Origin of the sequence: Streptomyces sp. NPDC057137 (genome assembly GCF_042670825.1) — a bacterium.
GTDB lineage: Bacteria > Actinomycetota > Actinomycetes > Streptomycetales > Streptomycetaceae > Streptomyces.
Window position 1 is genome coordinate 1 of the sequence record NZ_JBHUUW010000041.1, and the last position, 19,728, is coordinate 19,728.

Annotated in this window: 16 protein-coding genes and 1 pseudogene; 8 read left to right on the forward strand and 9 right to left on the reverse strand. The window is 69.4% G+C overall.

The annotated features are described in order from the left end of the window. Nucleotides 1–207: 207 nt before the first annotated feature. The 3 genes from ACFT9I_RS26990 to ACFT9I_RS27000 form a co-directional block, all read right to left on the reverse strand. Complete coding sequence (locus ACFT9I_RS26990) at nucleotides 208–1,113, reverse strand: ATP-grasp domain-containing protein (protein ID WP_382568349.1); 906 nt, start codon at nucleotides 1,111–1,113, stop codon at nucleotides 208–210. 116 nt (nucleotides 1,114–1,229) lie between these two features. Beyond that, nucleotides 1,230–2,912, reverse strand: a complete 1,683-nt coding sequence (locus ACFT9I_RS26995; protein WP_382568351.1) for a DUF885 domain-containing protein — start codon at nucleotides 2,910–2,912, stop codon at nucleotides 1,230–1,232. Between the two features lie 41 nt (nucleotides 2,913–2,953). Further along, complete coding sequence (locus tag ACFT9I_RS27000; RefSeq protein WP_382568352.1) at nucleotides 2,954–3,454, reverse strand: Lrp/AsnC family transcriptional regulator; 501 nt, start codon at nucleotides 3,452–3,454, stop codon at nucleotides 2,954–2,956. Between the two features lie 59 nt (nucleotides 3,455–3,513). On the opposite strand from ACFT9I_RS27000, the gene ACFT9I_RS27005 reads away from it, so the two are divergent. After that, nucleotides 3,514–4,809 (forward strand): trans-sulfuration enzyme family protein, encoded by a 1,296-nt coding sequence (locus ACFT9I_RS27005; protein WP_382568354.1) that lies wholly within the window; start codon nucleotides 3,514–3,516, stop codon nucleotides 4,807–4,809. Here ACFT9I_RS27005 and ACFT9I_RS27010 read toward each other — a convergent pair. The 3 genes from ACFT9I_RS27010 to ACFT9I_RS27020 form a co-directional block, all read right to left on the reverse strand. Then, nucleotides 4,694–6,157 carry a GNAT family N-acetyltransferase gene (locus ACFT9I_RS27010; protein WP_382568356.1) on the reverse strand — a complete coding sequence of 488 codons (1,464 nt, stop codon included), beginning with the start codon at nucleotides 6,155–6,157 and terminating at the stop codon, nucleotides 4,694–4,696. The two genes, ACFT9I_RS27005 and ACFT9I_RS27010, sit on opposite strands and share 116 nt — an antisense overlap. Nucleotides 6,158–6,422: 265 nt before the next feature. Next, on the reverse strand, nucleotides 6,423–8,036 hold the full coding sequence (locus tag ACFT9I_RS27015; RefSeq protein ID WP_382568357.1) for an alkaline phosphatase D family protein: 1,614 nt from the start codon (nucleotides 8,034–8,036) through the stop codon (nucleotides 6,423–6,425). A 111-nt stretch (nucleotides 8,037–8,147) separates the two neighbouring features. Next, the gene (locus ACFT9I_RS27020) at nucleotides 8,148–9,605 is read right to left on the reverse strand and encodes a PLP-dependent aminotransferase family protein (RefSeq protein WP_382568359.1); all 1,458 of its coding nucleotides are present in this window, start codon (nucleotides 9,603–9,605) and stop codon (nucleotides 8,148–8,150) included. 47 nt (nucleotides 9,606–9,652) lie between these two features. On the opposite strand from ACFT9I_RS27020, the gene ACFT9I_RS27025 reads away from it, so the two are divergent. Together ACFT9I_RS27025 and ACFT9I_RS27030 are read left to right on the forward strand one after the other, a co-directional pair. Then, nucleotides 9,653–10,600, forward strand: coding sequence for a DMT family transporter (locus ACFT9I_RS27025; RefSeq protein ID WP_382568361.1), 948 nt, complete (start codon nucleotides 9,653–9,655; stop codon nucleotides 10,598–10,600). Nucleotides 10,601–10,859: 259 nt separating this feature from the next. Next, a complete protein-coding gene (locus ACFT9I_RS27030; RefSeq protein WP_382568363.1) occupies nucleotides 10,860–11,624 on the forward strand; it encodes a GntR family transcriptional regulator in 765 nt (254 codons plus the stop codon). A gap of 91 nt (nucleotides 11,625–11,715) precedes the next feature. Here the strand turns inward: ACFT9I_RS27030 and ACFT9I_RS27035 are convergent, their stop codons facing one another. Next, nucleotides 11,716–12,873, reverse strand: a complete 1,158-nt coding sequence (locus tag ACFT9I_RS27035) for an ROK family transcriptional regulator (protein ID WP_382568365.1) — start codon at nucleotides 12,871–12,873, stop codon at nucleotides 11,716–11,718. Nucleotides 12,874–13,093: 220 nt separating this feature from the next. On the opposite strand from ACFT9I_RS27035, the gene ACFT9I_RS27040 reads away from it, so the two are divergent. The 3 genes from ACFT9I_RS27040 (at nucleotide 13,094) to ACFT9I_RS27050 (ending at nucleotide 17,396) form a co-directional block, all read left to right on the forward strand. Further along, complete coding sequence (locus ACFT9I_RS27040) at nucleotides 13,094–13,531, forward strand: hypothetical protein (RefSeq protein WP_382568367.1); 438 nt, start codon at nucleotides 13,094–13,096, stop codon at nucleotides 13,529–13,531. 1,701 nt (nucleotides 13,532–15,232) lie between these two features. Further along, entirely contained in the window at nucleotides 15,233–15,913 is a 681-nt protein-coding gene (locus ACFT9I_RS27045; protein WP_382568369.1) for a response regulator transcription factor, read from the forward strand. Beyond that, nucleotides 15,900–17,396, forward strand: coding sequence for a sensor histidine kinase (locus tag ACFT9I_RS27050; RefSeq protein ID WP_382568371.1), 1,497 nt, complete (start codon nucleotides 15,900–15,902; stop codon nucleotides 17,394–17,396). The genes ACFT9I_RS27045 and ACFT9I_RS27050 overlap by 14 nt, the downstream gene beginning before the upstream one ends. A 9-nt stretch (nucleotides 17,397–17,405) precedes the next feature. Here the strand turns inward: ACFT9I_RS27050 and ACFT9I_RS27055 are convergent. Then, nucleotides 17,406–17,498, reverse strand: a pseudogene (locus ACFT9I_RS27055) (mismatch-specific DNA-glycosylase); the annotation flags it as partial. Nucleotides 17,499–17,542: 44 nt separating this feature from the next. On the opposite strand from ACFT9I_RS27055, the gene ACFT9I_RS27060 reads away from it, so the two are divergent. Then, entirely contained in the window at nucleotides 17,543–18,967 is a 1,425-nt protein-coding gene (locus ACFT9I_RS27060) for a recombinase family protein (protein ID WP_382568373.1), read from the forward strand. On the opposite strand, the gene ACFT9I_RS27065 is transcribed toward ACFT9I_RS27060, so the two are convergent. Then, nucleotides 18,953–19,153 carry a hypothetical protein gene (locus ACFT9I_RS27065; protein WP_382568374.1) on the reverse strand — a complete coding sequence of 67 codons (201 nt, stop codon included), beginning with the start codon at nucleotides 19,151–19,153 and terminating at the stop codon, nucleotides 18,953–18,955. The genes ACFT9I_RS27060 and ACFT9I_RS27065 overlap by 15 nt on opposite strands. 198 nt (nucleotides 19,154–19,351) lie before the next feature. Here ACFT9I_RS27065 and ACFT9I_RS27070 point away from each other — a divergent pair, with 198 nt between their 5' ends. Next, nucleotides 19,352–19,678: a hypothetical protein gene (locus ACFT9I_RS27070; RefSeq protein ID WP_382568376.1), complete on the forward strand. Its 327-nt coding sequence runs from the start codon at nucleotides 19,352–19,354 to the stop codon at nucleotides 19,676–19,678. The last annotated feature ends 50 nt before the right edge of the window (nucleotides 19,679–19,728 follow it).

Below are 19,728 nucleotides of genomic sequence, written 5' to 3' on the forward strand. Positions count from 1 at the left end.
CCCCCGAGGGGGCACGGGAGGTGCCCCCTCCGTTGTCGTCGGTCGGCATGGCTCCGCCATGCCTCCCTCCTCCGCCTTGCGATCGCACGCACCAATGTGACATCAGCCGCTGCCGCGGCGGGCGCTCCCTGATCCGGCCTGATCCAAAAGACACCCCCTAGTCAGGTCCCACGGACGGCGACGGGGAGCGGCGCGAGGCCGACCCCTTCACGGCGCCCCGCGCGTCGCAGCCGTACGGCCGCCGCTCTCCAGCGCGGCGAACAGCTCCGTCGCGTCCGCCCCGGCCGGCAGACCGCTCACCTGACCGTCACCCACCTCGACCACCCGCCACACCCCGTCGTCCCGCAGCGCCATGTCGGTGGTGACGAAACGGCAGCCGAGCGCGCTCACCGCCGCGCCCACGGCGGCGAGTTCGGGCAACGGCGCCCTGCCCGGTGTGTCGGGGTGGGCCGTGACCAGCACGGGATCGCCGTCCAGCCACCACACCCGCGCCTCGCCGCCGGGGACGAAAGCCTCGTACGTACGCAGCACCACCCCGCCCGTCAGGGACTCCTCCTGGAGCGCGAAGAGACGCCCCACCGTGGCGGCGAGCCGCGCGCGGTCCGTCAGTTCCGGCACGTAACAGGCCTCGTGCCACTCGTGCTTGCGCGACTTGACGTAGTCCTTCACCACGGCCGGGCCGTCGCCCAGCGGGGCGGCGAGCCGCGCCAGCTCGTCGGCCGACGGCGGTTCGCCGGGCGGGCAGGCGCGCCAGACGCTTCGCGGGGTGAGCTGGGCGAACGCCTCGTACCAGCCCGGCAGTTCATGGGCGCGCCGATACGCGTCGGCGCCGGTGAGCAGCGCGCAGCCGCGCTCGCGCAGGCCGCGCTCCAGTGCCGCGTAACGCTCGGCGGGGATCATCCAGCCCCGGTACCAGTACGCCCCCGAGTCCCGCCCCACCCGGGCCAGGGCACCGGCCGTCTCCCCGGCGAGCAGGGCGTCGTGGTCCAGCAGCGCGGTCCGGGTGCCCAGGGAGCGGCCGAGAGCGGCCTCGGCCGCGAACGCCGGGTCCGTCCTGGTGGGCCGCAACGGGTCGGCGCAGAGCAGAAGACCCACCGAGTTCGTCCCGCCCATCGGAGTTCCTGTCACGCGGAGTTGCGCGGATTTGTGCTGGGTTGCATGGAGTCGTACGGAGTCACGCGGATTCGTACGGAGCAGGCGCCCGGCACCGTCGCGCCGGGCGCCCCTGCTCAGAGCTTGGACAGCTCGTCCACCAGATCGTCCAGCCCCAGCGAGCCCTGCGACAGCGCCGCCATGTGCCACGCCTTCGCGTCGAACGCGTCGCCGTGCCGCTCGCGCGCGTTCGCGCGGCCCAGCAGCCACGCCCGCTCGCCCAGCTTGTAGCCGATCGCCTGGCCCGGCATCGACAGATAGCGGGTCAGCTCGCTCTCCACGAAGTCCGCCGGCCTGCCGCTGTGGTTGCCGAAGAACTCCTCCGCCAGCTCGGGCGTCCAGCGCTCACCGGGATGGAACGGCGAGTCCGCCGGGATCTCCAGCTCCAGATGCATACCGATGTCCACGATGACCCGGCAGGCACGCATCATCTGCGCGTCCAGATAGCCGAGCCTGCGCTCCGCGTCCGGCAGGAAGCCCAACTCGTCCATCAGCCGCTCCGCGTACAGCGCCCAGCCCTCGGCGTTCGCGCTGACACCGCCCACGGACGCCTGGTACCGGGAGAGCTGGTCGGCGACGTGGGTCCACTGCGCGATCTGGAGGTGATGGCCGGGAACACCCTCGTGGTACCAGGTCGACACCAGGTCGTACACCGGGAAACGGGTCTCGCCCATCGTCGGCAGCCAGGTGGTGCCGGGACGGGAGAAGTCCTCCGAGGGGCCGGTGTAGTACGGCGCCGCCGCGCCGCCCGGCGGGGCGATGCGGGACTCCACCTTCCGTACCCGGTCGGCGAGTTCGAAGTGCGTGCCGTCCAGTGCCTCGATGGCCTCGTCCATCAGGGCCTGGAGCCACTTGCGTACCTCCTCCACCCCCTCGATGTGCTCCCCGTGCTTGTCGAGATGCGCCAGCGCCTCCCAGGGGGTCGCGCCCGGCAGGATCTTCGCCGCCTCGGTGGTCATCTCGGCGTGCAGCCGGTGGTACTCGGACCAGCCGTAGGTGTACGCCTCGTCGAGATCGAGATCCGTGCCGTTGAAGAAGCGCGACCAGCGGGCGTAGCGCTCGCGGCCCACGGTGTCGGGCGCGTCCTCGACGGCCGGCGCGTACACGTCGCGCATCCAGTCGCGCAGCGCGGTGACGGCGCCGGTGGCGGCGCCCGCCGCCGCGTCCAGCTCCTCACGGAGCGAGTCGGGCCCGGCCGCCGCGAACTCCTCGAACCAGCCGCGGCCGTCGCCCGCCCACTCCGTGAGCTGGCCGATGAACGTCGCGGTCGGCCGCGGCCCGCCGGGCAGCTTCCGCTCCAGACCGAGGGCCAGCGACTCGCGGAACCCGCTCAGCGCGTCCGGTACGGCGCGCAGGCGCTGGGCCACAGCCGCCCAGTCCTCGTCCGTCTCGGTCGGCGTCACGGCGAAGATGTCGCGGACGGCGTGGGCGGGGGAGTGGATGTTGCTGACGGCGCGCAGGTGCTCGTCGGTGTCGTGGACGGCGAGTTCGGCCGTCAGCCGCTCGTGGAGCAGCCTGGCGCAGCGTCGCTCCTGATCGCTGTCGGCACCCGGCAGCTTCGTCGCGACGTCGAGCTTGGCGAGGGTCTCGCGGGCGAGGTCGGCGAGCGCCTTCGCTCCGGCCGGTGAGAAGTCGGGCAGGCGACCGGAACTGGCCGCGACGCCCAGGAAGGTACCGGTGATCGGATCGAGTTCGATGAGTGCGTCGACATAGGCGTCGGCGACCTGGCGGGGCAGCGCGCTGCTGGAAGTGTCTGGCATGGCGACATCCTCGCCGAGTGAGGACCGCGCGTCACCCTCCTTCAGGGCCGGGTCGTCGACGGAATGGCTGATGAAGGGGGCATAAGGGGGCCGCAGTCCCACTGCTGGAAGACCAACCGTGTCTCGACACGGGCCACTTCGGGCCGTGAGGTGAACTCGTCCACCACGAGCCGCTGCAGGTCCGCGGTGTCCGCCACCGCCACATGGACCAGATAGTCGTCGGGCCCGGTCAGATGGAACAGCGCGCGGGACTCGGGCAGGCCCCGGATGCGCTCCACGAACGGCTTGATCAGTTCGCGTCGGTGCGGCCGGACCTGCACGGAGAGCAACGCCTGCAGCCCACGGCCGAGTTTGGCCGGATCGAGGCGGAGCTGGTGTCCTAGAATCACCCCGGATCGCCGCAGTCTGGACACCCGGTCCAGACAGGTCGAGGCGGCCACGCCGACCTCGGCGGCGATGTCCCGGTAGGTGGTCCGCGCGTCGTTCTGCAGCAGGCGCAATATGTGCAGATCGACCGGATCCAGTACGACTGACTCGCTCATCCGGCGAACGTAACACGGAGGATCACCCGTGATTCCCGCCGGATGTTCAGAGTGCGTGCATGGACTCCATCGATGCCGCCGGCACGAACGCACCCGTACCCGCAGCCGCAGCCGAACCCGCATCCGTACCCGTACCCCGCGCGCTCGCGACCGAGGCCGTGCACGCGGGCCGGGAGGATCTGGCACGGCTCGGCGTGCACGCGGCACCGATCGATCTGTCGACGACCTACCCCTCGTACGACACCCGTGCCGAGGCCGCGCGGATCGACGAGTTCGCCGCCACCGGCGCCCGACCCGAAGGACCGCCCGTCTACGCGCGCCTCGACAACCCGACGACGGCCCGCTTCGAGACGGCGCTCGCGCGGCTGGAGGGCACCGCGAGCGCGGTGGCCTTCGCCAGCGGCATGGCGGCGCTGACGGCCGTCCTGCTCGTACGGTCGGGAATGGGGCTGCGCCATGTCGTCGCCGTACGTCCTCTGTACGGATGCAGCGACCACCTCCTGACCGCCGGGCTCCTCGGTACGGAGGTCACCTGGACCGATCCGGCGGGCATCGCCGACGCGATCCGCCCCGACACCGGTCTCGTGATGGTCGAGACCCCCGCGAACCCGACCCTCGCGGAGGTCGACATCGCCGCCGTCGCGTACTCCTGCGGCTCGATACCGCTGCTGGTCGACAACACGTTCGCGACGCCCGTCCTGCAACGGCCCGTCGAGCACGGCGCGCGGCTCGTCCTGCACAGCGCGACGAAGTATCTCGGCGGGCACGGCGACGTCCTCGGCGGAGTCGTGGCCTGCGACGAGGAGTTCGCGCGCAAGCTGCGCCAGGTGCGGTTCGCGACCGGCGGCGTCCTGCACCCGATGGCGGGCTATCTGCTGCTGCGGGGGCTGTCCACGCTGCCGGTACGCGTACGGGCCGCCTCGGCCACCGCCGCCGACCTGGCCCGCAGGCTGGCCACCGACCCGCGCGTCGCCCGGGTGCACTACCCGAGCATCGGCGGGGCGATGGTCTCCTTCGAGGTGCACGGGGACCCGCACGAGGTGATCGCCGGGGTCCGGCTGATCACCCCGGCGGTGAGCCTCGGCAGCGTGGACTCGCTCATCCAGCACCCGGCCTCCATCAGCCACCGCGTCGTGGCCGAGTCGGACCGGCGATCGGCCGGGGTGAGCGACCGGCTGCTGCGGATGTCGGTCGGGCTGGAGGACGTCGAGGACCTGTGGCGGGATCTGACCGAGGCGCTCAGCGCCCGGCCTGGTCGCGCAGCGCGATCTCCGGAGACCCGTACATCGTCCGCTGTTCGTCCGTCCGCCGATCTTCCGTCCGCTGTTCGTCCGTCAGCTGTTCCGTCCCCTTGAGACGGGCGGTGACGACCAGCGTGCCACCCTCTATCTGGTAGTCGAGCGGCAGACCGAGACCACGCATGGCGGCGACCATGCCGGTGTTGGACGCCTGGGTGACGGCGTACACGCTCGTGCAGCCGGCCTCGACGGCGAGGGCGACGAGCCTGCCGAGCAGTTCGGCGCCGATACCGCGCCGCTGCCAGGTGTCCTCGACGATCAGCGCGACCTCGGTCTCGTCGCCGTCCCACAGGAGATGGCCGAGCGCGACGAGGCGCCCCGACGCCGTCTGGACCTTGAGGGTCCGCCCGTGGCGCGGGCTCAGCAGATGGTCGAGATAGCGGTCCGCGTCGCCGACGGGGCCGTGGTAGCGCAGTCCCAGGGTGTGTTCCGAGCAGCGTTCGTGCATCGCCGACGCCGCGTCGACGTCGCTCTGGTCGGCGCGGCGCACGGTGATCTTGCCTTCGGGCAGGGTCAGGACGTCCCGGCTGCGCGGGACGCGCGGGCCGAGGCGCGCGTCGAGTTCGACCAGGGCGCGGGCCCTGGCGAACTCGGTGGGCGTGAACGGCAGATAGTGGCGCTCGACGCTGATCACGCCGCCGTTCGGGTCGCGCATCCGCATCGTGGTGCCCTCCAGGATGCCCTCGACGGGGGCGTTCGCGCCGGTCGGGCCGCCCGTGGGGGAGACCGCGGGCAGTGAGTGGATCGTGCAGCGGCCCAGCAACTGGCGCAGGGCGAGGGGCAGTTCGGCCGCGTCCAGAGCGGTACGGGTGGCCAGGCCGAGGATCCTGGTCGGCGCGTCCACGAGATCGTGCGTGTCGGCGCGCTCGATCCAGATATCACTGCCGCCCGCCAGGGAGATCTCACGGGTGAGCTGCCGCGCGGGCAGCGAGGCGGGCGCGCGCAGCAGGAACTCGTCGACGGTGCCGGTGGCCAGGGGGTGGGTCTGGAGGGTGAGGATGTCCACCCGGCGGCCGGCGAGGACGGTGCACAGCGCGGCCAGTGAGCCGGGGGCGTCGCGCACGGTGGCGCGCATCCGCCACAGGGCGGTGGCGCTGTCGGCGTCGGCATCGACGGGGGAGGGGGCGGGGACGTCCCGGGAATCGTCCGACGGGGCGTCAGCCCGCGTCGCCTCAACAGGTGGTGCGTGGCCGTGGTGCCGTGACCACCATGTGTGGAATCCGGCCGTGATGATCAGGGCGATCGCGGAGGCGACGAGCAGGAACGGTCCGTCCGGCCCGTGCGCCACCATGTTCGCGACAGCGTCGGCGACCGCAACCGCGGTGAACAGGGCGGCCAGTTCGACGAGATCCCGGCGCCAGTGGTGGGGGCGGCGGGCACTCTTCGATGAAGTCACATCGGTCATGACCTCACTGTGACCCAACGGTGTTGCGCGATCACGAACGTACTGTGACTGATGGGTAAAAGATGCTTCAGTTCGCCTATCAACTACTTTTGGTTGATTTATGGCGCGACTTGTCCATTCCACGGGAAGTCTTTGGCTGAGTCCCAGGAGGCGTGACCGACGGTGGTCCGGGACGGGGGCGGTTCACCCGTTCACCACCGGCGAGGTTACCCGCTCCCGGCCGGGCGGGCACCTCGCGGTACCCGCCCTTCCGTTGGGATTCTTCCTACTGGCCCACCCGTCCCGGCTTCAGGACCTTGCTGAACAGCACCTTGTTCCCCTCGGCCCGCAGCCGCACCGTCAACTCGCCGCTCTCCCCGTCGATGGCGACCTCACCGAAGTACTGGGACGACTCCATCGGCGAGACGTTCGCCCGGTCCGGCGCCTGGACGAAGACGCGGTTCGGCCCGAAGGTCGAGTCCAGCGCGTTCGCCTGGAAACCGCCCGCCGCCAGCGGACCCGACACGAACTCCCAGAACGGGGCGAAGTCCTTGAACGCCGCCCGCTCCGGCTCGTAGTGCTGCGCCGACGTGTAGTGCACGTCCGCCGTCAGCCACACCGTGCCGGTGATCCGGCGGTGCTTGATGTACCGCAGCAGGTCGGCGATCTGGAGTTCCCGGCCCAGCGGCGCGCCCGGGTCGCCCTGCGCGATCGCCTCGATGTTCGCCGTGCCGTCCGGCACGACCAGACCGATCGGCATGTCGGCCGCGATCACCTTCCACACCGCGCGCGAGCGTGACAACTCGCGCTTTAGCCAGTCGAGTTGCTCGGCGCCGAGGATGCCCGTCGTGTCGTCCGCCTGCCGGCCGGGGGAGTTGGCGTTCCGGAACGAGCGCATGTCCAGCACGAACACGTCCAGCAGCGGCCCGTACCGCACCACCCGGTGCACCCGCCGGTCCTCGCCGAGCGCCCGGAGCGTCCCCACCGGGAAGTACTCGCCGAACGCCTGGATCGAGCGCGCCGCCAGCACGTCGACGTTCTTCTCCTGATACCGGACGTCGTCCAGGATCTGGCCGGGGTACCAGTTGTTGCGCACCTCGTGGTCGTCCCACTGCACGATCGTCGGCACCTGCCCGTTGAACCGGCGGACTTTGTGGTCGAGCAGGTTGTAGCGGAACTGGCCCCGGTACTCGTCCAGCGTCTCGGCGACCTTCGCCTTCTCCTCCGTGACGATGTTGCGCCAGATCCGCCCGTCCGGCAGCGTGACCGACGGCAGCAGCGGCCCGTCCGCGTAGACGGTGTCGCCGCTGCACAGGAAGAAGTCCGGATCGAGCCGCCGCATGTCGTCGTACGCGCGGTAGCCGCCGATGTCCGGGTTGATGCCCCAGCCCTGGCCCGCGATGTCGCCCGACCACAGGAACCGCACGTCCTGCCGGCGCCGCTCCGGGGCCGTACGGAACGAGCCGTACACCGGCTCGCCCGTACGCCGCGGGTCGTCGGGATCCGCGAGCGTCACCCGGTAGTGCACCTGCTCACCGGCGGGCAGTCCGTGCAGCGGCGTCGTCCCGGTGAAGTCGGTGCCGGGGCCCAGCAGCGGGCCGTGCCATCTGCGCGTACGGCGGAAGGAACTGGTCGCCGAGGTCTCCACCAGCATCCGCGCGGGCCGGTCGGAGCGGATCCACACCAGGCCGGACGACGAGGTGACGTCGCCCGTCTGGACACCCCAGTCGGCGCTCGGCCGGCCGGAGAGCGCCTGGGCGGGCGCGGCGCCCGCGACGGTCCCGGCGACGGCCGCGGCGGTCGCGGGCAGGGCCAGCGCGGCGGAGGCGGCGACGGAGCCGCGCAGTACGGTGCGGCGGTCCGTGGCGGGATTCGGGGAACCGGGGGAACTGTTCGTCATCGAGGTGCCTCCTGCGGCGGGTCCGGTGTGCCTGGTGTGCCGTGCCATACGTAGCGCCCGGCGGCGGCCGGCACACGAACCCGGGGTGAACAACCCGCCCCCACGCCCGGATCAGCCGCGCCCGACCGCCTCCGCCAGCAGCCGCACCCCGCGCGTGATGTCGGACGGCGACTGGTGCGCGTACCCCATGACGAGCCGGACCCGGCCGTCGTCCGGCCGCGCCGTGCCGTGGTACGCCAGCGCGCGCAGCGCCACACCGGCCGCCGCCGCCCGCTCCAGGAACCGCGCCTCGGGACCGTAACGCCCCGGCAGGACCGCGATGATGTGCAGGCCCGCCGCGATACCGCTGACCTCGGTGCCGGGGAAGTGCTCGTCCAGAGCCGCGATCAGCGTGTCCCTGCGCCGCTGGTAGGCCAGTCGGCAGCGGCGCAAGTGGCGGTCGTAGCCGCCCTGTTCGACGAAGTCCGCGAGCAGTGCCTGCTCCAGCACGGGATTGCCGAGGTCCATGGTGCGCTTGCGCTCGGTCAGCTCCTCGGTCAGCTCCTCCGGCGCCAGCAGCCAGCCGATCCGCAGACCCGGTGCCATCGACTTGCTGACCGAGCCCATGTACGCGACACGCTCCGGGTCCAGTCCCTGCAACGCGCCCACCGGGGCCCGGTCGTAGCGGAAGTCCCCGTCGTAGTCGTCCTCCAGGACGAAACCGTCCACCGACCGCGCCCAGTCGAGGAGTTCGGTCCGGCGCGCCGCCGAGTACGCGATACCGGACGGGTACTGATGGGCCGGGGTCGTCACCACGGCGCGTACGCCCGACCGCTCCAGCGCGCCCGGCACCAGACCGTCGGAGTCCAGCGGCAGCAGGACCGAACGCAGCCCGGCCGAGCCGAGCACCGCCTTGTTCTCCGGGCTGCCGGGATCCTCCAGACCCACGGTCCGCACCCCGCGCCCGTGCAGCGCGAACCCGAGCAGTGTCATCGCCTGCGCCACCCCGGAACAGACCAGCAGCCGCTCCGGGTCGGCCGCCACCCCGCGCCGCCGGGTGAGCAGCGCCGCCAGCGCCGTACGCAGCTCCGGCATGCCCCGTGGATCCGGATAGCCGAGCGCCCGGTGCGGCAACCGCGCCAGCACGGTCCGGTGGGTGGCACCCCACGCGGCGCGCGGGAAGAGCGAGAGGTCCGGCGTGCCGGGCACGAAGTCGGCGCGCGCGCCCGGCGGATGGGGCGCCCGGTCACGCGTCCCCCGGGCCGCCGCGCGTACGGCGTCGCCGACCCATGTCCCGGAACCCTGTCCGCTGCGCAGATACCCCTCGGCCGTGAGCTGTTCGTACGCGTCCGTGACCAGGCCCCGCGAGACCCCGAGATCGGCCGCGAGTTCACGGCTCGACGGCAGCCGGGTGCCCGCCGCGAGCCGCCCCGACCGCACCGCCTCACGCAGCGCGGACTGGAGCACCCGCCCACGCCGCCGGGCGGGCGCGGAGGCGAGCTTCACGTCCCACGCGTCGGTCCACGCAGTCCCCGACCCGGCGACCTCGCCAACAGCCGTTTCACCCGAAGTGGTCCTCGATACCGTCATGGGAGTGGACCTTAAACCGGACCACCTCTCTCCGTAGCGTCGCCGTCATGAAAGCCACCTCCCCGGGCGTCTCGGGCCCTGCCGGGATGCTCCTCGCCGCCTTCGCCTGCACCCTCGTCGGCGCCTCCTTCACCGCGAACAGCGTTCTCGGCTACTACCCCTACGCCGGCGGCCAGGCCCTCCGCTACGCCGTCGCCTGCCTGCTCCTCCTCCCGCTCGTCGCCAGGGGCGCCGCCGCGCCCCTGCGCGCCCTCACCGGCAGGCAGTGGGGCAGGCTCGCCGCCGTCGCCGGCGTCGGCATGGTCGGCTTCAACCTCTCCGTCATCGCCGCCGAACGCACCGCCGAGCCCGCCGTCCCCGGTGTGTTCGTCGGCTGCGCGCCGGTCGTCGTCGCCGTCCTCTTCCCCCTGCTGAGCCGGCGCCGTCCCGCGCGCCCCGTCGTGTACGGCGCGCTGCTCGTCGCCGTCGGCGCGTTCACCGTCCAGGGCTGGGGCCGGACGGACGCGGCCGGTCTCGGCTGGTCCGTCGCCGCGCTCGTCGGCGAGGTCGGCTTCGCCGTACTGGCCGTCCCCGTACTGCGCCCGCTCGGACCCAAACTGCTCTCCGCGACCGTGGCCGGCCTCGCCGCGATCGAGTCCACGATCGCCGGACTCGTCCTGGACGGCGCCGACTTCGTCCGCGTACCCACCGGGGAGGAGGCGCTCGCGCTCGGCTGGCAGGCGGCCGTCGTGACCGTGGTCGGCTTCATCTGCTGGTACATGGGCATGCAGCGCATCGGCGCCGAGCGGGCCACGCTCTTTTCCGGCCTCATCCCGGTGGCCGCGGCACTCACCGCGCCCCTCGTGGGCACGGGGGCGTACGGCCCCGCCCAGGCCGCCGGCAGCCTGCTGGTGGGCGCCGGAGTGGCGCTCGGCTCCGGGGCGTTCCGGGCACGGCGAGCGACCCGGCGAGCGACCCGGCGGATCGCGGAGGGCGAGCCGGCCGGCACCCCCTGACATGCCTGTATGTGTCTGTCCCGACACGTCAGGTCCGCACCCCCGGCGCTCCCACCTGCTGATGCCGTCGTTTCACGCCAAACCTGCGAACTCTGCGTGAACGATCTGTGGCAGAGTGCGATTCCGCCGGTCGGTACCCGCAGGATTGGTCTTGACCAACGCGATCGGCCGTCCTACTCTCGGAGAGTTAGTGCAGGAACCTTTAATAAACAAGTGCATGGAAAAGCCGCCGGGGACACGGCGATTGCGGAGGATCACGGTGGGGACCACGCAGCTCGAAACGGTGCCGGAGCCGAAGTACTGGCACCTCAAGACCGTGCTGGGCGAGGCACTCGACTCCGATTTCGCGGTCGGGGAGGTCCTGCCCAACGAACGCGACCTCGCCGCCCGCTTCGGAGTCGCGCGCGCCACGCTCCGCCAGGCGCTCGAACAGCTCGAACTCGAAGGCCGGTTGCAGCGCCGCCGCGGCGTCGGCACGACCGTCGCGCCGCCCCGTGTGGGTGTCGACGTGTCGACCACCCAGCAGGAGTGGCCGGGCGCCGACCCGGACGCGTGGCAGCCCGTCGACTCGGTGATGGCCGTGGCGCCCGCGGCGGTGGCCAAGATGCTCGGCACGGACGCGGCCGATGAGGTCCACACGGTCCGCAGGACCCGGGTGACCCACGGCCAGACCGTGGCGGCCGAGCTTCTGTACGTGCCGTCGGCGTCCGTGCCGGAGCTGCCCGCCATAGACATTCCCTCGGGCCCCGCCCGCGCGCGCAGCGTGCTGCGCGAGCTTCAGCGGCTCGGCATGGAGGGCCAGGACCGCGCCGTCGAGCTGGGCTCGGCCCGCGTGGACGACGCCAAGGAACTGGACCGGCTGCCCGGCGCGCCCGTGCTCGTCGTCACCACGCGCTATCTCGCCGGAGGCCGTACGGCCGCCGTCTCGGTGGCGACCTACCGGGCCGACACCTGCCGGCTCACCTTCGGGGACACCGGTGACGTGCAGATAAGCCACCACGCCGCCGAGCGCAAGGCTTCCTGACCGGTTCCCTGCCCGGCTTCTCGACGGCTCCTGACCGCGCTTCGCGCGATTCGGCGCTTCCTACGATTCGACCCCGGCCCGTCGCCTTGTCTCAGCGGCGGGCCGTCACCGTCCCGTCGACGGCGAACAGTTGCTCCTCGACATGGTCCAGCGCCAGGCGCAGCGCGCCCGTGGCCACCGCCGCCTCGCCCAGCAGCGACAGCGTCACCCTGGGCGGGCGCAGACAGTACCGGGACAGCTCGTCCCGCAGCGGATCGAGTACGCCGTCGAGACCGGCCGCCCAGCCGCCGACGACCACCAGCTCCGGGTCGAGTGCCAGGACCAGCGCGGCCACGTCGTGGACCAGGCGCTGGATGAACCGCTCCATCGCCTGCTTCGCCCCGAAGTCGCCCTGCTTCGCCAGGGCGAACACGCGGGCCACGGCCCGCTCGTCGAGCGGATGCAGGGGCTCGTCGGTCGTCGACAGCAGCTTCTCCGGAGTCACCTCGCGGCCCAGCAGATGCAGCGCCCCGATCTCACCGGCCGCGCCGTGGAAGCCGCGGTGCAGCCGCCCGCCGATCAGCGAGCCGGCCCCCGGGCTGAGTCCCGCCAGCACGAAGACGATGTCGTCCGAATCGGTGGCCGCGCCCTTCCAATGCTCGGCGACGGCCGCCGCGTTGGCGTCGTTCTCCACCAGCACCGGACATCGGAACGAGCGCCGCAGCCGTTCGCCGAGCGCCAGGCCCGTCCAGCCGGGCAGCGCCGTACCGAGCCGTACCGTCCCGTCGGCCTCCACGATGCCGGGGCTGCCGACACCGACGGCCCGCAGCGAACTGCGCGCCACCCCCGCGCGGCGCAGCACGTCGCTGACGACGACCCGTACCCGGTCGAGCCGCTCGTCCGCCGACGCGGTCTCCGTGGCGTCGCGCGAACTGGCGCCGATGATCCGGCCGTCGAGCCCCGACAGCAGCGCGGCGACACGGTGCGGCCCGATCTCGATACCCAGGAGATGCCCGGCCTCGGCCCGGAACCGGAACCTGCGCGCGGGACGGCCCTGCCGGCGGGCCTCACCCTCGCCCGGCGCCGACTCGACGACCAGGCCGTTCTCCATCAGTCCCTCGACGACGCCTTCGACCGTGGGGCGCGACAGACCGGTGATCCGGGTCAGATCGGTGAAGGTGGGGCAGTCGGCACCCCGCAGGGCGTGCAGCACCACGGCGGAGTTGATCCGCCGCAACAAGGAAGGGTCCCCGCCGGTCAGCCGCCCCACGGTCAGTCCTCCCAGCTCGTGCGCGTGTCTGCCGGATGGTACTCGGTGGTCGCCGAGGCGGCTAACGGACGACGACACGGGACCCGGGCCGTGCCGGAAAGCTCCCTTCGACGGCCGGAAGCGACCGGTCGTGGGGGCGCGGTACGGGGAAGTCCCGGGGCGATCTCGGGGGGCGACTGACGGCCTGCCAATTGTCAGTGCCGGGCGCTTTACTGGACTCATGAGCACCGCACGGCACCTCACCACCATCGATCTGCTGTGTGCCCGGCCCTTCCCCGCCGAGCACGCCGGGTCCGAGGTGGGGACGAGCGGGCCGGGGTATCACCTGGCGGGGTTGGCGATCGGCGAGAGCTTCCAGGAGGCCGACGGGTCGCGCCGCGCGGAGGAGGCGGAGCAGTACGAGGCGGAGTGCGACGCCCTCGTATCGGTGCTGGCGGCGCGGTGGGGGGAGCCGCAGCCGGTCAGCCTCTGGAGCACCCGGGTGCGCGCCGCGGAGGGCGAGGAGATACCGGAGCCGTGGCGCGCCCTGTCGGACGGCATCGGCAGTGCGCACCTGTGGCGGACCGGGGGCCGGTGGGTGGTGCTGGGCGTGTACTGGCAGGGCGACGAGCACCCGTTGCGACTGCTGGTGGCGGTGACGGAGATCGACCCGCCGTAGGCCGGCTCCGACAATGTCGGCGGACCGTCGACTCCTGCGACACCACGAGTTCAGCCTCGGCAGCCGTTGTGCGGGGCTCGTAGACGATGATTTGGGCCCCGTCGATTTGTATGGTGAGTTTCTTGGTGAAATCCTCCGCCAGCACCCTCTCCTTCATCCGCTCCGTCCCGTTGCTTTCGACGTGAATTCCTTCGGGTTCCGTGACGACGAGAATGCGTGCGCTGCCGCGCATGCGCGCGCGAATCTGAGGGGAAGGCAGTTCGGTGCCGTACAGGTCGTGCGATGCTGCCGGAGTGAGCGCCTGGGAAAGGTCGAACATCTCTCTGTTCACCGAAGGGTAGGCCAGCGACCACGCGCGCCTCTTCACGGACAGGTAGAGAATTCCGTCGCCAGGACTGTATTCCCTGGACAGGATTTTTGCCAGAGCGGTGACGTTGTCCGATCGGCTTTCGGGTGCCCGCAGCTTAAGAGACTCGGGTATGAGCAGTGCGATTGCCAACACGACGACAATCACCGCGGTTATTCGCAGGTTGCGCCCCAGTTCGGGCACACGATCCAGCGCGGCCCCCAGAAGGAGCGCGAGGCCGACGAGGCCGTAGAGCACGTACCTCTCCACATAGAAAGGCTTGTAGAGAGAGATGAGCATGAGAAGTGCGGTGGGCAGGATGAACAGCGGCAGGGCAATCGCCCGTAGGCTGAAAGGCACTTCAGGAGAGACTTGGCCGGCGCTCCCCGGCGAAACGAAGTGGGCCAGCATCGCCGCGAAGGAAGCCAGTATCGCGAAGCGCAGGTATTCACCACCGGTGACACCGTCGATCCAGGCGACTTGACCGGATTGCGCCATGCCCAGGGCCGCAAGGGGTGCGAATCCCGCCGTAACCAGAAGGGCGGTGTACGCCCAAGGGCGCCGCGCGTGATCTGGCAGGACGAAGGCATGTACCACCAGGGCAAGGGCGGCAAACTGATGCAGAATGCACGCTGCCAGCATGAGAGCGCCATATACGACCCACGGCACCATCGAACTTCTGCGCCTCATCATCACCGGGGTTCGGCAGCTGAGTACCGCACTAGCAAGAAAATATGTGGCCCAGACCACAAGTGCGCAGACCAGTGAGTACGAGCGCCCCTCCTGTGAATATCTTTGAACATCCGGGAGTACGGCGAAGGAAAGACCAGCCAGCATTCCAACTCGCGTCCCCGACAACCGGACCCCGAGCGCCGTGACTCCCGCCGCTGCCAGCGCACCGGCGAGAACAGAGGGAAGACGCAGCACCAGGAGATCGGTCCCGAACAAGCCGAACAGGCCATGCATGAGAAGGTAATAAGCTCCATGCACGGCGTCCACGTTACCCAGCGTCTGCCACAGGTCCGGCAGGCTACGGGAAGCAAATTCGAGAGTCACGGCCTCGTCATGCCACAGGGCCTCATCTCTGCGAATCCCCCATACACCGAGAAGGGCGGACAGCGAAACGGGCAAGAGGAAGGGACTGAGGAATCTCCGACGCGAGAGCAAGGAAACCCTCCGAGGAGCATTCTCCGTATCGTCGACAAGGTCGAACTCAGCACAGGACATCGGCGACAGGGCCTTTCAGCAGCGGCGAAGATACTCCGCCAGCGTGCCCGGACCTCGTTGACCGGCTGCTGACCCAACCTGACCGGCCGATCAGGAAAGCGGGCCGGCGCTGTGCGAGGCTGCACCGCATGCGCATCCTCGTGGTCGAAGACGAGATCGACCTTGCCCACACACTGCACACCGGTCTGACCGCCGAGGGCTACAGCGTCGACCTCGCCCATGACGGCCGACAGGGACTGTGGATGGCCCGGACCGGCGAATACGCCCTTGTCGTACTGGACTTGATGCTGCCCGGACTCAACGGCTACAAGGTCTGCGCCCAACTGCGCCGGGAGAACAACGCGACCCCCATCCTGGTACTCACCGCCAAGGACGGGGACTGGGACCAGGCAGAGGCCCTGGACACGGGGGCAGACGACTACCTGGCCAAACCCTTCTCCTACATGGTGCTCGTCGCACGGCTGCGGGCCCTGGTCAGACGAGCCGCCACGGTCGCACCGCCCGTACTCGCCGTGGGCGACCTCTCGTTGGACGTCGCCGGCCGGGTCTGCCGCCGGGCCGGGGCCCGAGTGGAACTCACACCACGGGAGTTCGCCGTGCTGGAGCTGCTGGCCCGCCGGGCGGGCCAGGCGGTCTCCAAAACGGATCTGCTCTATCACGCGTGGCCCGACGAAGCCCTGGATCCCAACCTGGTGGAGGCGCGCGTCAGCGCACTGCGCAAGAAGGTGGACTCCGCGTTCGGCCGACGGTCACTGCAGACCGTACGGGGTACCGGCTACCGGCTGGTGGACGACCGTGAACGCGACTGACCGGCGGCCGCGTTGGTGGCCGCGTTCGGTACGGGCCCGCACGGCCCTGGCCGCCGCCTCGGCCACCGCCGTCATCCTGGTCGGCATCGGCTGGTGGCTGCACCACGACGTCCAACACCGGAGCAAGCAGATCGCCGAGGACCAGGCCAAGCAGCAACTCTGGTCACTCGCCGACCAGGTGGGGCAGGGCGTCATTCCCAACTCCGGAGGCGTCGTACCCTACGAGGTCGTCGCGACCGGCCGGCGCACCGCTGTCGCTTCCGGCGGCGCCCTGGCCGACGCCTATCCCGGCACCCACCACGTGATGCCCACCCCGCCGAAACCCGGAGAGCCCGGGGAACTGCTGCCCACCACCGTCCGCCTGCCCGTGAACCCCGACTACGACTCCAAGGACATATTCGACATCGCCGGCGGGACCCAGCAGGTTTTCACCTCCGACATCCATGATCTCGACAGCGACAAAGCCGCCGCTCTGGGCGTCACCGCCGACGCCACGCTGCGGGTCTATGTGGTGGTGCTCCCGCACACGACCGAGCAGATCACCGGGACCACCGACCGCCTGCTGCTCCGGGCCGGGCTCGTCAGCCTCGTACTGATCGCCGCCGTCGCCTACTTCGCCGTCCGGAACGCGCTGCGGCCGGTCGAAGCCATCCGCGTCCTCACCGCCTCGGTCACCGCGAGCGACCCCCGCGAACGCGTCACCGTCCCCGCCACAGGACACGAGCTGACCGCCCTGGCCACCACCATCAACACCACCCTCCAACGCCTCGACGACGCCGCCGCCCGGCAACGCCGCTTCGTCGCGGACGCCGCCCACGAACTGCGCAGCCCCCTCACCACACTGCTCGCCAGCCTGGAAATCGCGCTCGCCTACCCTGAACGCACCGACTGGCCCGCCGCGGCCACCACCGCCGCACGGCAGACCCGCCGCCTCCAAGCCCTCGCCGAGGACCTGCTGCTCCTCGCCCGCCTCGACACCCGCGCCCCCACAGCCGCGCCCGAGACCGTCGACCTGACAGCCCTCGCCTCCCGGCTGACCGAGCAATACCCCCTCAACGACCGACCGTTGACCCTCACCTGCGACAGCACCGCCCCCGCACACACACGCGGAAACCCCGACGAACTCGAACGGCTGCTGCGCAACCTCATCGACAACGCCGCCCGCCACGCCGCGCACCGCATCCAGATCACCGTCCGGAACCAGGACGCCTGGGTCGTCCTCACGGTGCACGACGACGGACCGGGCGTGCCCACCGAGGACGCCGAGCGCATATTCGAACGCTTTGTCCGGCTCGACGATGCCCGCTCCCGCGACCACGGCGGCACCGGCCTGGGCCTCGCCATAGCCCGCGACCTGGCGCACCGCCACCAAGGCACCCTCGCCCTCACCCCCCGGACGCTCGGAGCGTGCTTCCGGCTACGCCTCCCGCAAGCCCCAGCCCAGCAGGCCCTTGAGGCAGGCGCACCCAAGGCAGGCACTTGAGGCAGGCCCTCAAGGCCGGGTCCGGTCCGGCATCTCCGCCGCCGTACGCAGCCTGCCGAACTCCTCCGCCATCGTCTGCGCCGTCCAATGCGCGTTCAGACCTCTCAACATTTCAATAACTACCCATTTGTATTAAAATTGATCTTGTGAATAGGATTAATTCAGAAACAAATTCAGCGTTAAGAGTCAGCCCTTATGCTCGCATCTCTGATACAGATGAAGAGCGGGCTCCTGGCATAGATCGTCAGTTCCGGACAGTGCACCCCTTCATTGCGTCACGGGATGCCGTCCTTACGCGCGACTACATCGACAACGACAAGTCGGCTTTTAAGCCGGAAGTCTTTCGTGACGACTTCGAAGCGTGGCTCCGGGACTTCATCGACAACAAGAGCGACGGCCTAGCCGGTTGGGATCTCGACCGCATCTTTCGCCAGAACACAGACCTTGAGCGGGTCATCAAGGCGTACTGCGATGCCTACTTTAAAAAGGGTCGTCCTAAGCCCGTGCTGTGGACACCCTCGATGACCATTGATCTTACCGATCCTGATGGTCAGACCGTCGCACGTATGTTGGTCGCCGTTGCCAACAACTCCAGCGCCAAGACCGTAAAGCGCGTCACTGACTTCTATCGTGACGAAGCGCTAAAGGGAAACATCTACAGCAACTACCCTGCCTTCTATCGCAACAAGGATGGTTCCATCAACGAAGAGAAAGGAGCTATTACACTCAAGGCGATAGAGGACGTGTTCGCAGGCGTACGGCCAACGGCGCTCGCCGATGAATGGCGTACGAAAGGCATCACGACGGCGCGCGGTGGTCGCGTGACTGGGGAAACCGTGCGCCGAATCCTAATCCACCCCGGCATTGCTGGCCTTGCTGTTTACCGCAAAGAGCTGCTGATCGGTGAAGATGGGAAGCCGATCAAGCGCGTCGACGGTGGCCTGATAGACGAGACGACGTGGCGGGCACTTTGCAAGGAGTTGGCAACCAAGCCCGGACAACGACGGAAGCCAACCAAAGCGCTCCTCAGCAAATTTCTCCGCTGCGGTTTGTGTGGCTCACGCATGGTGCGCACTCGCAAGACTGAGACTTTCTTCATGTACAACTGCCAGTCGGTTGATGCTGGCGGCTGCGCCAGGGTGGCAATCTCCGGCCCCAGGCTTGACAAGCAGATTACTGCCTTGGTGCTGGCGTACCTCAGCCAACCGATCGACGCGGTTGAAGAGAAGGTCTTCGAGGGTCAAGCGCGGCTCGATGAGGTGACCGTCAAGATTGCCGAATTGATGACCGCTTACCGCACAGGCGCGATGTCGGGTTCGCTCGTGTTCCCCTCCATCAAAGAGCTAGAGGATGAACAAAAGGTCCTTCAGGTGCAGGCGGCCAAGCACGTCCGAACGAAGCGTAAGGTTACGACCGCTGCGGATGAATGGGACAACATTGGGCTTGAGCGCCAACAAGCAATCATCGGTGAAATCTTTGAAGCCATCGTCATCATGCCTGCCAGCAATCCTAAGAGCGGCGTGTATGAAGCGGAACGGGCCAAGCCAGTGTGGCGTTCACCCGAGCAGTAATCGTGTAACTTTCTTTCGGCGCTCCTCTGTAAGAGGAGGTGCCTTGGCCAGTTCACGTTGAATCCAGTCCTGCATCGTAATGGTGGCGGGGCTGGATTTTTTTGTGCCCACATCATCTTTGACAGCCTCGACCTTTGAGGCTAGGCGCTGGGTTGGTGCTGGTGTGCTTTCTTTCTTGGCTGTCATGGGTATTTCTCTACGTTCAATTATATATCAAAGGCGCAAAATAGCCTCGCTTCCGATCGTCACGCTTCTCCTTGACACCTGTTCGCACCGGTGTTGTGGTTCCGTCAAACTCTATGGAAACCCCTGGCGGGTAATGCGTAAATGGATGTAGGGCCAGGAACAATCCAGCCCGGAACCTACAAAACCAGTGGAGCAGAAATGGCCATCGTGAGCCAAAAGGTCTCTGACCTTTCCGGTAAGCAGGGCGACGACAAGCAGTTCGCTGCTGTGGTTGTCCGGCAACACCCGGACATCGACCAGCCCAAGGCACTCGACGTGCTCGTACCGGAACTCAAGCAGTTCGCGGACATCAGCACGGACCTCGTGATTCTCGAAGTCACGATGCCGAACGGCAACAAGCAAGACGTGTACGTCCCGCTGGAGGAGTTCAACAAGGCCGCGCCGAACATGGCTGAGGTCTTGAAGAACGCTCGTGGCACCCGTGGCCGCGTTCCTGGTACCCGTGTCGGCAACGGCAACGGGTAGCACCCCTACTCCGCCTCCCGCCACCGCTCCCGGCGGTTGAGGCGGAACCC